Origin of the sequence: Streptomyces sp. P9-A4, assembly GCF_036634195.1 — a bacterium.
GTDB lineage: Bacteria > Actinomycetota > Actinomycetes > Streptomycetales > Streptomycetaceae > Streptomyces.
The window spans coordinates 984,622-997,500 of sequence record NZ_JAZIFY010000001.1; the positions used below are offsets into that span (position 1 = coordinate 984,622).

Here is a 12,879-nt window from a genome sequence, read left to right on the forward strand (position 1 = left end):
GTGACCTCGTCCGCGCGGTACAGGGGCCTGAGAGATTCCGGGGAGGATTTGCTCCTTCGGCGTCCACCGGAAGGTTTCTCCGGAGGACTCTCCCGCACGGGGTCGACAGCCACAGCCAGCCTACCAGCGCGGTTGCGGCTGCCATCGCTCAAGTGGCCGACATCCCAGTTGTGCACTTTCGTAGGGGTGTAGAGCAGTTGCGACCAGTTGGAGGGACCGTGCAGACCGACATCGATCCGCGCAGCCTGATCGGCCGCAAGGCGTTCGACCGGAAGGGACACAAGATCGGAACCGTGGACGAGGTGTACCTGGACGACGCGACCGGCATCCCGGAATGGGCCGCGGTCCGCACCGGCCTGTTCAGCCGGGACGCCTTCGTCCCGCTGGAGCCGAGCGAGCTGGCCGGTGACGGCCTCCACGTCCCCTACGAACGCGCCCTCATCAAGGACGCGCCCGACTTCGGCGTGGGCCGCCACCTCTCCCCGGAACAGGAACTCCAGCTCTACCGCCACTACAGCATGGCCCTCCCGCCGCCCCCCACGGACACCCCGGACACGGACTTCGGCCGCCTGGCGGGCCAGGACGGCACCTGACCGAGAAGCCCGGCCCGCCGGGCGGGCCCGCCTCCCCGGCACGCCACGACATACCCGCACCGAGCCGCACGGGGCGGTGCGGGCCCAGCCGGGGCCGGCGGCCGGGCGCACCCCTCACGCCCCCACGTCACGACGCACCAGCGGCAACGGCTCCGACGGCTCCAGCTCCGGGTCGTCCACGGAGAACGTCCGCACCCGCCCCGGCCCGGACCACGGCTCCTCGAACCGCACCGTGACCCGCCCGACCCCGCTCCCCTGGACCCACCCGGCCCCGTACACCGCGTGCCGTACGTCATGGCCGGGCGACCAGTGCCGCTCCACGGCCCCCTCGGCCCCTCCGGAGCCCGCCTTCCCGCCCGTCACGGCCCCTGCGCCGGCGGGCGCCGACACGGCATCCTCCGCGGCCCCCTCCGCCACGCGGTCACCGGCTTCGGCGCCACCCCCCGCCTCCCCCTCCACGCGGGCTTCGGCCGCGCCCCGCGCCTCCGCCTGAGCGAACAGATCCTCCTGCGTGTAGTCCGCGAGCCCGCTCACCCCCACTCCGAGCAGCCGCACGCCCCCGGTCGTGTCCACGCCCTCCAGCAGCCGCCCCACCGCCTCCCGCACCACCCCCGGGTCGTCAGTGGGCCCCCGGAGCGTCTCGGACCGGGTCAGCGTGGAGAAGTCGTAGCGCCGCACCTTCAGGACGATGGTCCGCCCGGAGTGCCCCGAGGCCCGCAGCCGCCCGACGCAGCGCTCGGCGAGCCGCTCGACCTCGACCCGGATGCGTACCCGGTCGTGCAGGTCGACGTCGAAGGTGTCCTCGACGGACACCGACTTGGCGTCCCGCTCGGCCACCACGGGCCGGTCGTCGTGCCCCTGGGCCATCCTGTACAGCGAGGCCCCGTGCGCCCGCCCCAGCAGCCGTACGAGCTCGTCCTCGCCCGCCTCCGCGAGGTCGGTCACGGTGGTCATCCCGGCCCGCCGCAGATGCTCCCCGGTGGCCGGCCCCACCCCGGGCAGGATCCGCACCGACCGAGGGCCGAGCAGCTCGCGCTCGGTGCCGGGCTCGATCAGGACGAGCCCGTCGGGCTTGGCCTCCTCGGAGGCGATCTTCGCGATCATCTTGGAACCGGCGAGCCCCACGGAACCGGTGAGTCCCGTCGTCGCCAGGATGTCGACCCGCAGCCGCTCCCCGGCCGCCCGCGCGCTCGCGCCGTCGTCGGCCACGCCCCCGGCCTCAAGGTCGACGAAGGCCTCGTCGAGGCTGAGCGGCTCGACGAGCGGGGAGAGCCGGCCGAGCAGTTCCATGACCTGCTCGCTGATCGACCGGTAGAAGGCGAAGCGGGGCACGAGGTAGGCGGCGTTCGGTGCGAGCCGCCGGGCCTGGCCCATCGGCATGGCCGAGTGCACGCCGAAGCGGCGTGCCTCGTACGAGGCGGTGGCGACCACCCCGCGCGGCCCGAGGCCTCCGACGACCACGGGTTTTCCGCGCAGGCTGGGCTTCGCCGCCTGCTCGGCGGCGGCGAAGAACGCATCCATGTCGAGATGCAGGATCGTCGGCGCGGCTCTCACACGTCCGATGCTGCCCTACGCCACTGACAACGCCGCCCCGGCACGACCCGAGCCCGCCCCGACACGGCGCGGAACCCGCCCCGGCACGGAGCGGGCCCCGCCCACGACCTAGACGGCCTTGTCCCGCCGCCGCCGCGCCAGCTCGTCCCCCGGGTTGTTCCCGACCAGCGTCTCGCCGGTGTCGACCCGCTCCCCGTGCAGCTGCGAGAGCGCCGCCTCGACGTCCCTCCACACCACTCCGACGGCGATGCCGAAGACACCCTGCCCGCCCTGGAGCAGGCTGACGACCTCGTCGGGCGAGGAGCACTCGTACACGGTGGCCCCGTCGCTCATGAGCGTCATCCGCTCCAGGTCGCGGAAGCCCCGCGCGCGCAGATGCTGCACCGCGGCCCGGATGTTCTGAAGGGCGACCCCGGTGTCGAGGAACCTCTTGACGATCTTCAACACGACGACGTCGCGGAAGCTGTAGAGCCGCTGGGTCCCCGATCCGTACGCGGGCCGCACGCTCGGCTCCACGAGCCCCGTGCGTGCCCAGTAGTCCAGCTGTCGATAGGTGATCCCGGCAGCCGCGCAGGCCGTCGGGCCTCGATAGCCGACCACCTCGCCCGCCTCGCCCGGCCCGGTGCCCGCACCGGCTTCCGTACCGAAGTCGCCCACACTGCCGTGAAGCGGATACGGACCGCTCTCTCCGGACACGCGTCCGAGCGAGCTCCCTGCCGTACCGTCCGCGCTGCTCATCACGCCGACCCTCCGTCCTTGACCTGCCCACACGAAGGTAGGCAGTCACTCGGGGTGCGTCAACGATCGCCACACTCGGCACGCCGAGTGATAATCACCCTGAGAGTGGTTTCCCGTGTCTCTCTCCGGGGAAAGGCTACTCGAATGCCCTGACGACACCCCGCGAACGGCCCTCGGCCGCGCCGCTGCGCCTCACTGACTGTTGGTCCCGAAATCCTCCGGTGAGATCTGGTCGAGGAACTCGCGGAACTTCTCCACCTCGTCCTCCTGCTCGTCCGGGATCGCGATGCCGGCATCGTCCAGCACACCGTCACTGCCGAAGATCGGCGTGCCGGTCCGGAGGGCCAGGGCTATCGCGTCCGACGGGCGCGCGCTCACCTCGACGCCGCTGGCGAAGACCAGCTCGGCGTAGAAGACCCCGTCACGCAGATCCGTGATGCGGACTTCGGTGAGTTCCTGTCCCACGGCCTCCAGCACGTCCTTGAACAGGTCGTGCGTCAGCGGCCGCGGAGGGGCCATCCCCTGCTGGGCGAAGGCAATGGCGGTCGCCTCCCCCGGTCCGATCCAGATGGGGAGGTACCGATCGCCTCCCACTTCACGCAGGAGCACGATCGGCTGGTTGGAGGGCATTTCCACCCGGACACCCACAACGTCGAGCTCGTTCACACAGCAACCCTAGGACGTGCCCGACCGGTTTGGATAGTCGGGCCCCCTCCCGAGGCCACCGCCGAACCGACTCCGCGCCACCCCGGAGCCGCCTCCCTGCCGCCCCGGAGCCGCCTCCGTGCCACCGCCCAGCCCCTACGGGGTCACTGGAGCCGAATCCCCAGCGCGGTCTGCACGAGGGCGGCGTGGAGCCGCACCGACTGCGCGGCGAGGTCCCGCGCGGTCTCCTCCGCATGGGCCCTGGTCTGCGGATTACGGTGCCGGCGCAGCGGCGCGACGACCTGCTCGATCAGCCCGGCCTCCCGGTCCGCCGCCGCCTTCACGGCCCGCAGGTGCCGGGGTTCGAGGCCGAAGCGGCCCAGATCCGCGACGAGCCGGGCGACGGTGACGGTCTCGGCGTCGTAGCCGCCCTCCGTCGCGGAGATCAGACCGTACGACTCCCACTCGGCGAGTTCGGTCTCGGTGACCTCGGCCGCCGCCAGCAGCTCGGCCCGCCCGAGGCGCGCCGCGGTGGGCGGCTCGGGGTCCGTCTCCCATGCCCCCTCGATCAGGTCCCGCCGCCGCCCGGGGGCCGGGAGCGGGATCTGCTCCCCCCGGGCCAGGGCGTCGAGGTGCTCGCGGATGACCTTGAGCGGAAGGTAGTGGTCCCGCTGCATCCGCAGGATCTGAGCGAGCCGCTCCACGTCCTGCGGGCTGAACTTGCGATATCCGGAGGCCGTGCGCCGGGGCTCGACGAGCCCCTCGGCCTCGAGGAACCGGATCTTGGAGATGGTCACTTCGGGAAATTCGTCGCGCAGCTGGTTCAGCACCGTGCCGATGCTCACCAGCCGGTCGCCCGCGGAGGCGGTGCCGGTTCCGGCACCGCCCGTCGGTGTTCGCAGCATGGACCTTCCCTGAAGGGCTTCTCCGAGGCGTCACACGCCTCGCTGGCTCGAGTAGAAGACCAGCCGGTACTTGCCGATCTGCACCTCGTCGCCGTTGGACAGAACGGCCGAGTCGATCGGCTCACGGTTGACGTACGTGCCGTTGAGGCTGCCGACATCGGCAACGGTGAAACTGCCGTCCTGGGCCCGCCGGAACTCGACATGCCGCCGGGAGACCGTGAAGTCGTCCAGGAAGATGTCGCTCTGGGGGTGACGGCCGGCCGTCGTCAGCTCGCCGTCGAGCAGGAAACGACTGCCGGAGTTGGGACCCCTGCGCACCACGAGGAGTGCGGAGCCGGAAGGCAGCGCCTCCACGGCGGCCAGCGCCTCCGGAGAGAGCGAGGGCAGCTGCGTCTGGCCGGTGATCTCCGCCTCGTAGGCCTCAAGCCCGGAGATGGAGATCGTGGAGGTCGTCTCCGAAGCGCGCTCGGGAGCCACCCCGCCCCGCAGCGGCGTACCGCAGTGGGAGCAGAAACGGCTGTCGGCCGTGTTGCGGTGACCGCACCTCGTGCACACCGGCATGGACGCATCCTCCTGCCGCGGCTGACCCGCCGAGGTCTGTGTCGCGTACGGATCGGGGGTAAACCCTCCACCCGTACTTGAGGTTGATGGTTCTCCGAAACCTATGGGGGCGGCACCGGCGGGGTCAACAGAAGACGCGCCCTGAGTGCCCGGAATGTCACCACCCTGGCCACCGACCTCGTCGCGGAAGAGCGGGCGCTCGCCGCCCTGCTCCTCGCTCTGGGCATGGCGCGACGCGCGGTGCCTGGCGTTGCCGCCGTCCTCGCGTGCGCTCTTGCCGAACAACTTCGCAAACAACTTCACGGGCGATTCCCCTTGACCGAAACAGACCCGCCCGTGGGGCAGGACGAACCGAGATCCATCACACCTGCCGACCCGGACACCTTCACAACGTCCGTATCCTCCGGACAGTTTCCACCACGCACCACCGTTGTGGTGCGCCGACCCCCCGCAACGCCGTGCGCTTGTCGCGGGACCCCTTCGTCCCCCCTCACGGGGAGGACGACTGAGCGTAGTCAGGCCGCTTCGCGGGTCGCAAGGCATCGACGACGATCTTCGGCGCCCGCTCCACCGTGGCTGTGGCCTGCTCCTTCTCCAGGGTCTGCACGACACCGCCGGGGATGTTGAGCGCGGGCTCGAGATCCTCCGGCTTGCCGATGACCTTGAAGACGTACGGAGCGGCCACCTTCGTTCCATCGATCCGCATGTCATCACCGCTACCGGTGAAATAACTGTCCGCGACGACCCGCACACCGTTGACCTGGATCGCCTCGGCACCGGCGGCGCGCAGCTCCTGGATGGCGTCGAGGAGCATGTCGGACTCGACGGCCCCGGTGGGATCGCCGACGGTCAGGGTGATGCCGGGCCCCTCGGCGGCGACCGTGCCGGCCAGGATGCCGAGCTGCTGCTCCTTCTCCTGGGTCTGCTTGCGCGCCTCCTCGGCCTGGTCCGAGCTGCTCTCCAGCTCGGAGCGCTGCTTCTCCAGCCGCGCCTTCTCGTCCTCCAGGCGCTGGGTGCGGTCGTCGAGCTCGTCGAGGATGCGGACGAGGTCCTCCTGCCGCGCCCCGCGCAGGGCGCTGTTGTCGCTGGTCGAGGAGACCTGGATGGCCAGACCGAGACCGAGGACGAACAGCAGCAGCGCGACGACGAGTTGGGCCCGGGTCACCCGAGGCGGCCAGAGCGCGGAGGCCAGCCTCCGCCGTCCGCTCGGCTCGGTGCCGGGGGCGCCGGCCGGCGTCACGGCCACCCGGACGTCGTGGTCCGCGGTCCCGTCGTAGACGGCCTCCGGGGTCCCCTCGGGCTCGCCGGCCTCAGCAGCACGTCCGGGCTTCCCGAGGTCCTCGGGCTCCTGGGGACGCTGCGGGCCCTGCGGCTCCTGGGGGCGCTTCGGATCCTGCGGATCCTGTGGGTTCTCGCTCATCGGCCTCACGCCCGGAAGACATGGCGCCGGATGGCGGCCGCGTTGGAGAAGATCCGGATGCCGAGCACGACGACGACACCCGTCGACAGCTGCGCGCCCACGCCCAGCTTGTCGCCGAGGAAGACGATCAGCGCGGCCACGACCACGTTCGAGAGGAACGAGACCACGAACACCTTGTCGACGAAGATCCCGTCGAGCATGGCCCGCAGGCCGCCGAAGACCGCGTCGAGGGCGGCGACCACGGCGATCGGAAGATAGGGCTCGACCACCGCCGGAACTTCGGGGCGGACCAACAGTCCGACCACGACTCCGACGATCAGGCCCAGTACGGCGATCACGATGTGCCCTTCCCTGTGTCGGCCGTGGCCCGACCGGACGGCGTCGCCGCCCCGGCCCCCCTCGGCTCTGCGGTACGTACGGTCAGGCTCGGCGCGGCCGGCAGGCGTACGTCGCCCTCGGCCGAGATGCTGCTCCTGATCCCGAAGTTCTCCACCAGCGCGTGCAGGTACTGCCCGTCGGCGCTGTCCTGGAACGTGGTGCTCAGCCGCTGCCCGTCCCCGACCGCGAGGATCGTGTAGGGCGGTACCAGCGGCTTGTTGTCGACCAGTACGGCGTCGCCCGCGGCCCGGATCGCGGACAGTGAGGTGAGCCGCTGGCCGTTGATGGCGACCGCCTCGGCGCCCGACTCCCACAGTCCGTTGATCAGGCGCTGCATGTCCCGGTCGCGTACCCGGCCCGTGTCGGAGAAGCCGCTGCTCTCGCGCGGACCCCCTCCCCCGGTGTCGGTGCCCTTGGCGTCGTCGACGACGAGCTTCACCCCGGGGCCGTGGACCGGCGTCGCGCCCGAGAGGAGCGCGACCAGCTCGGCCTGGTCGCCGCCGTGCTGCTGGAGTGCCTGCCGCTGGCGTTCGCCGACCTCGGACCTGATCCGCTCGACGTCCTGTTCCAGCTGATCGGCCGTGGACGTCTCCGTCTCGATCCGGTCGATCAGCTCCTGGCGTTCCTTGGCGACGACCGGCGCGGAGATCCGCGCCTCGGCCGCACCCACGGTCACCACGGCGGCGGCGAGCACGAGGCCCGCGGCGACACCGAGTTTGGCCCGCAGGCTACGGGGCAGTCCACGGCCCTCGGCGGCCCGCCGGGCGGTCGCCTCCGCGTAGCCGTCGTCGAGCGCGTGGTCGATCACGTTGTTCAGCAGCGACATGGACGCGTCCGGACGCGGCGGTGGCGATCCGGTGCTCCGAACGGGGGGCTGCTGCGACATGCCGCACATCGTCGCACGTCGAACGGGATACCGCCGAATGGCCCCTCCGTCCTGCGCGGAGGCGCCTCTCGGGCGTCTCCCCGCAGGACGGCCGCGTCAGGTCAGCGACCTGCGCTGTCGACCACCTCGGCCCACTCGTCGAGCAGGCTCTGCGCGGAGGCGTCGTCGGGCCCCTCGGCCCACAGATGGGTGACGGCCTCCGCGGGGTCGGGCAGCACCATCACCCAGCGCCCGTCGGCCTCGACCACCCGCACGCCGTCGGTGGTGTCGACGGACCGGCTGCCCGCCGCCTCGACGACCCGGCGCATCACCAGCCCCTTCACGGCCCACGGGGTCGCGATGTCCTTCTTGAGGACATGCGCCCGCGGAATCCGCGCGTCGATCTGGCTCAGGGTGAGCTGTGTCCGCGCGACGAGCCCGATGAGTCGGACGAAGGCGGCGGCACCGTCGAAGACGCTGCTGAACTCGGGCACGATGAACCCGCCGCGCCCGTCGCCGCCGAAGATCGTCGACTCCTCGCGTCCGACCCTGGTGAGGTCGTCGGGCGAGGTGGTCGTCCACTCCACCTGAGTGCCGTGGTAGGCGGCGACCTGCTCGGCGATCCGTGTCGTGGTCACGGGCAGCGCCACCCGCCCCGACCGCCGCTCGGCGGCCACCAGGTCCAGCATGACGAGGAGCGCGCGGTCGTCCTCGATGATCCGCCCGCGCTCGTCCACGAGCGAGAGCCGCTCGCCGACGGGGTCGAACCGCACTCCGAAGGCGGCCCGCGCCGAGGCCACGATCTCCCCGAGCCGTACGAGCCCGGCCCGCCGGCTCTCGGCCGACTCGGTGGGCCTCGACTCGTCGAGCCCGGGGTTGATCGTCAGCGAGTCCACCTGGAGCCGCCCGAGCAGGCTGGGCAGTACGAGCCCGGCGCTGCCGTTGGAGGCGTCCACGACGACCTTCAGACCGGCTTCCGCGATCCCGGAGGTGTCGACGTTCCGCAGCAGCGAGCCGGTGTACGAGTCGAAGACGCTCGCCGGGAAGGACAGGTCGCCGATCTCCCCGGGGAAGGCTCTCCGGTACTCCTGCCGAGCGAACACCCGGTCGAGCTTGCGCTGCCCGCCCTGTGAGAGGTCGGCCCCACGCTCGTCGAAGAACATGATGTCGACGGAGTCGGGCACGCCGGGCGAGGTCCGCACCATGATGCCGCCGGCGCTTCCCCGCGCGGTCTGCTGCCGCGCCACCGGCAGCGGCACGTTCTCCAGGTCCCGTACGTTGATGGCGCTGGCCTGCAGGGCCGAGATGACCGCCCTCTTGAGCGCCCGTGCACCTCGTGAGTGGTCTCGGGCGGTGGTGACGGTCGAGCCCTTCTTGAGGGTCGTGGCGTACGCCCCCGCGAGCCGAACGGCCAGCTCGGGCGTGATCTCCACGTTCAGGATGCCGGAGACCCCGCGCGCCCCGAAGAGATGGGCCTGCCCGCGGGACTCCCAGATGACGGAGGTGTTGACGAAGGCGCCGGCCTCGATCGTCTTGAAGGGGTAGACGCGCACATTCCCCTGGACGATCGATTCCTCCCCGACGAGGCACTCGTCCCCGATGACGGCCCCGTCCTCGATCCGGGCGGCCCGCATGATGTCGGTGTTCTTCCCGATGACACAGCCGCGCAGATTGCACTGCTGGCCGATGTACACGTTGTCGTGGACGACGGCCTTGTGCAGGAAGGCCCCGCTCTTGACGACGACGTTCGAACCGATGACGGTGTGCTCACGGATCTCGGCGCCGGCCTCGACCTTGGCGTAGTCACCGATGTAGAGCGGTCCGCGCAGAACGGCGTCGCGGTGTACCTCGGCGCCTTCGGCGACCCAGACCCCGGGCGAGATCTCGAAGCCGTCGATGTCGACCTGGACCTTGCCCTCCAGGACGTCCGCCTGGGCCTTCACATAGCTCTCGTGGGTGCCGACGTCCTCCCAGTAGCCCTCGGCGACATAGCCGTAGACCGGCTTGCCTTCCTTCATCAGCTGGGGAAAGACATCACCCGACCAGTCGACCTGGGTGTCCGCCTGGACGTAGTCGAAGACCTCGGGCTCCATCACGTAGATGCCCGTGTTGACCGTGTCCGAGAACACCTGCCCCCAGGTCGGCTTCTCCAGGAAGCGCTCTACCCTGCCCTCTTCGTCGACGATCGTGATCCCGAATTCCAGTGGATTCGGCACCCGGGCGAGACAGACCGTGACGAGCGCGCCCTTCTCCTTGTGGAAGGCGATGAGATCGGTGAGGTCGAAATCGGTCAGCGCGTCCCCCGAGATGACGAGGAAGGCGTCGTCCTTCAGCGCCTCCTCGGCGTTCTTCACACTTCCCGCTGTACCGAGTGGCTTTTCCTCGTTGGCATACGTGAGCTCCATCCCGAGCTCCTCGCCGTCGCCGAAGTAGTTCCTGACGAGAGGGGCGAGAAACTGCACGGTGACGACGGTCTCGTTGAGACCGTGCCTCTTGAGCAGTCGTAGGACGTGCTCCATGATCGGCCGGTTCACCACCGGCAGTAGAGGCTTGGGCATGCTCGAGGTCATGGGGCGAAGTCGGGTTCCTTCGCCACCGGCCATCACGACGGCCTTCATGTCGGAAGCGTCCTCCTTGAAGAGACGACGGTCCTGCCGACTTCACCTCTGTCCGCTCAATGGCCCTCGGACGTCCTCGTTGTTGCCGGCGACACTGCTCGGCACAGGAGGAGCGGGCTCAATCGGCCTCGGTATCCGCCTTCACGAGTCGACGGACCTGGACCACGTAGAGGATCCCTGCCCACCAATACAGAGTTGTACCCCATCCGGCGAAGGCCCACCCGAAAACTTCAGCGAGTGACGAGAGCCAGCCCGTTCCGTCACTGAGAAGCAGCAACGGGAACGCGTACATCAGGTTGAATGTCGCGGCTTTGCCGAGGAAGTTCACCTGCGGCGGCGGGTAGCCGTGCCGGCGGAGGATTCCCACCATCACCAGCAGCATGGCCTCACGCGCCAGCAGGGCGGCGGTCAGCCACCACGGCAGAATCTCGCGCCAGGTGAGGCCCACGAGCGTGGACAGGATGTACAACCGGTCGGCGGCGGGATCGAGAAGCCGGCCGAGGTTGCTGATCTGGTTCCAGCGCCGGGCCAATTTGCCGTCGAGATAGTCACTGACGCCGCTGAGCATCAGCACGAGAAGCGCCCAGCCGTCACTGTTGGGCCCACCGAACTCCGGACGGAGAATCAACCACAGAAACAGCGGCACGCCGGCGAGGCGCGCCATGCTGAGAATATTGGGGATGGTGAGAACCCGGTCGGTCTGAACGCGAGTCTCCTGGACCTCCACCCGGGGGCCTCCTGCTGGGAACGTACGGACGATGCCCCCTGACCTTACCCTCAGCCACGGCACCCCGTTGCACAGGGTGGCCCCCGTGCCAGAACGCAAAAATGCCTCAACCCCCGGACAAGGTCCGGGGGTTGAGGCTAAAAATTGTTCGGCGGCGTCCTACTCTCCCACAGGGTCCCCCCTGCAGTACCATCGGCGCTGAAAGGCTTAGCTTCCGGGTTCGGAATGTAACCGGGCGTTTCCCTAACGCTATGACCACCGAAACTCTATGAAGTTAACCAACCGGATATCGGCACAGTTCGTTACTTCAGAACTAACACAGTGGACGCGAGCAACTGAGGACAAGCCCTCGGCCTATTAGTACCGGTCAGCTCCACCCATTACTGGGCTTCCACATCCGGCCTATCAACCCAGTCGTCTACTGGGAGCCTTACCCTCTCAAGGAGGTGGGAATACTCATCTCGAAGCAGGCTTCCCGCTTAGATGCTTTCAGCGGTTATCCCTCCCGAACGTAGCCAACCAGCCATGCCCTTGGCAGGACAACTGGCACACCAGAGGTTCGTCCGTCCCGGTCCTCTCGTACTAGGGACAGCCCTTCTCAATATTCCTACGCGCGCAGCGGATAGGGACCGAACTGTCTCACGACGTTCTAAACCCAGCTCGCGTACCGCTTTAATGGGCGAACAGCCCAACCCTTGGGACCGACTCCAGCCCCAGGATGCGACGAGCCGACATCGAGGTGCCAAACCATCCCGTCGATATGGACTCTTGGGGAAGATCAGCCTGTTATCCCCGGGGTACCTTTTATCCGTTGAGCGACGGCGCTTCCACAAGCCACCGCCGGATCACTAGTCCCGACTTTCGTCCCTGCTCGACCCGTCGGTCTCACAGTCAAGCTCCCTTGTGCACTTACACTCAACACCTGATTGCCAACCAGGCTGAGGGAACCTTTGGGCGCCTCCGTTACTCTTTGGGAGGCAACCGCCCCAGTTAAACTACCCATCAGACACTGTCCCTGATCCGGATCACGGACCGAGGTTAGACATCCAGCACGACCAGAGTGGTATTTCAACGGCGACTCCACAACCACTGGCGTGGCTGCTTCAAAGTCTCCCACCTATCCTACACAAGCCGAACCGAACACCAATATCAAACTGTAGTAAAGGTCCCGGGGTCTTTCCGTCCTGCTGCGCGAAACGAGCATCTTTACTCGTAGTGCAATTTCACCGGGCCTATGGTTGAGACAGTCGAGAAGTCGTTACGCCATTCGTGCAGGTCGGAACTTACCCGACAAGGAATTTCGCTACCTTAGGATGGTTATAGTTACCACCGCCGTTTACTGGCGCTTAAGTTCTCAGCTTCGCCACACCGAAATGTGACTAACCGGTCCCCTTAACGTTCCAGCACCGGGCAGGCGTCAGTCCGTATACATCGCCTTACGGCTTCGCACGGACCTGTGTTTTTAGTAAACAGTCGCTTCTCGCTGGTCTCTGCGGCCACCCCCAGCTCAGAGTGCAAGACTCATCACCAGACGTGGCCCCCCTTCTCCCGAAGTTACGGGGGCATTTTGCCGAGTTCCTTAACCATAGTTCACCCGAACGCCTCGGTATTCTCTACCTGACCACCTGAGTCGGTTTAGGGTACGGGCCGCCATGAAACTCGCTAGAGGCTTTTCTCGACAGCATAGGATCATCCACTTCACCACAATCGGCTCGGCATCAGGTCTCAGGCTATGTGCTGTCCGGATTTACCTGGACAACGCCCTACACCCTTACCCCGGGACTACCACCGCCCGGGCTGGACTACCTTCCTGCGTCACCCCATCGCTTACCTACTACCACCTTGGATCAGCGGCTCCACCACTTTCCTTTCCCC

11 protein-coding genes, 2 rRNA genes and 1 riboswitch (1 of these 14 only partly in view) are annotated in these 12,879 nt (G+C 68.4%); of the genes, 1 reads left to right on the forward strand and 12 read right to left on the reverse strand.

Going from position 1 to position 12,879, the window contains the following annotated elements; translation table 11 throughout:
• Nucleotides 1-5 precede the first annotated feature (5 nt).
• A riboswitch (glycine riboswitch) is annotated at nt 6-105 on the reverse strand.
• 113 nt (nt 106-218) lie between these two features.
• Entirely contained in the window at nt 219-593 is a 375-nt protein-coding gene (locus V4Y03_RS04370) for a PRC-barrel domain-containing protein (RefSeq protein WP_317877426.1), read from the forward strand.
• 114 nt (nt 594-707) lie between these two features.
• On the opposite strand, the gene V4Y03_RS04375 is transcribed toward V4Y03_RS04370, so the two are convergent.
• The 12 genes from V4Y03_RS04375 to V4Y03_RS04430 all read right to left on the reverse strand — a co-directional run.
• A complete protein-coding gene (locus tag V4Y03_RS04375) occupies nt 708-2,147 on the reverse strand; it encodes a DNA polymerase IV (protein WP_332434064.1) in 1,440 nt (479 codons plus the stop codon).
• A 108-nt stretch (nt 2,148-2,255) separates the two neighbouring features.
• Nucleotides 2,256-2,885, reverse strand: a complete 630-nt coding sequence (bldO, locus tag V4Y03_RS04380) for a whiB transcriptional repressor BldO (protein WP_317876928.1) — start codon at nt 2,883-2,885, stop codon at nt 2,256-2,258.
• Between the two features lie 192 nt (nt 2,886-3,077).
• On the reverse strand, nt 3,078-3,551 hold the full coding sequence (locus V4Y03_RS04385) for a bifunctional nuclease family protein (protein WP_017238433.1): 474 nt from the start codon (nt 3,549-3,551) through the stop codon (nt 3,078-3,080).
• Between the two features lie 143 nt (nt 3,552-3,694).
• Complete coding sequence (gene ftsR / locus V4Y03_RS04390; protein ID WP_317876929.1) at nt 3,695-4,435, reverse strand: transcriptional regulator FtsR; 741 nt, start codon at nt 4,433-4,435, stop codon at nt 3,695-3,697.
• Nucleotides 4,436-4,465: 30 nt separating this feature from the next.
• On the reverse strand, nt 4,466-5,407 hold the full coding sequence (locus V4Y03_RS04395) for an FHA domain-containing protein (protein ID WP_317876934.1): 942 nt from the start codon (nt 5,405-5,407) through the stop codon (nt 4,466-4,468).
• 79 nt (nt 5,408-5,486) lie between these two features.
• Entirely contained in the window at nt 5,487-6,416 is a 930-nt protein-coding gene (locus V4Y03_RS04400; RefSeq protein WP_442809778.1) for a DUF881 domain-containing protein, read from the reverse strand.
• Nucleotides 6,417-6,421: 5 nt separating this feature from the next.
• Nucleotides 6,422-6,754, reverse strand: coding sequence for a small basic family protein (locus V4Y03_RS04405; RefSeq protein ID WP_015032176.1), 333 nt, complete (start codon nt 6,752-6,754; stop codon nt 6,422-6,424).
• The gene (locus V4Y03_RS04410; protein ID WP_317876931.1) at nt 6,751-7,680 is read right to left on the reverse strand and encodes a DUF881 domain-containing protein; all 930 of its coding nucleotides are present in this window, start codon (nt 7,678-7,680) and stop codon (nt 6,751-6,753) included. Before V4Y03_RS04410 ends, V4Y03_RS04405 begins: the two co-directional genes overlap by 4 nt.
• 101 nt (nt 7,681-7,781) lie before the next feature.
• Nucleotides 7,782-10,277: a mannose-1-phosphate guanyltransferase gene (locus V4Y03_RS04415; protein WP_317876932.1), complete on the reverse strand. Its 2,496-nt coding sequence runs from the start codon at nt 10,275-10,277 to the stop codon at nt 7,782-7,784.
• Between the two features lie 118 nt (nt 10,278-10,395).
• Nucleotides 10,396-11,004, reverse strand: coding sequence for a CDP-alcohol phosphatidyltransferase family protein (locus V4Y03_RS04420; RefSeq protein ID WP_056555572.1), 609 nt, complete (start codon nt 11,002-11,004; stop codon nt 10,396-10,398).
• Nucleotides 11,005-11,150: 146 nt separating this feature from the next.
• Nucleotides 11,151-11,267: ribosomal RNA gene (gene rrf / locus V4Y03_RS04425) — 5S ribosomal RNA — on the reverse strand.
• A 74-nt stretch (nt 11,268-11,341) separates the two neighbouring features.
• Nucleotides 11,342-12,879: ribosomal RNA gene (locus tag V4Y03_RS04430) — 23S ribosomal RNA — on the reverse strand; it runs 1,585 nt beyond the window's last position.

Coding starts and splice junctions, on each gene's coding strand:
- bldO (WP_317876928.1), bottom strand. CDS start 2,885: ATGAGCAGCGCGGACGGTACGGCAGGGAGCTCGCTCGGACGCGTGTCC.
- ftsR (WP_317876929.1), bottom strand. CDS start 4,435: ATGCTGCGAACACCGACGGGCGGTGCCGGAACCGGCACCGCCTCCGCG.
- V4Y03_RS04400 (WP_442809778.1), bottom strand. CDS start 6,416: ATGAGCGAGAACCCACAGGATCCGCAGGATCCGAAGCGCCCCCAGGAG.
- V4Y03_RS04410 (WP_317876931.1), bottom strand. CDS start 7,680: ATGTCGCAGCAGCCCCCCGTTCGGAGCACCGGATCGCCACCGCCGCGT.
- V4Y03_RS04415 (WP_317876932.1), bottom strand. CDS start 10,277: ATGAAGGCCGTCGTGATGGCCGGTGGCGAAGGAACCCGACTTCGCCCC.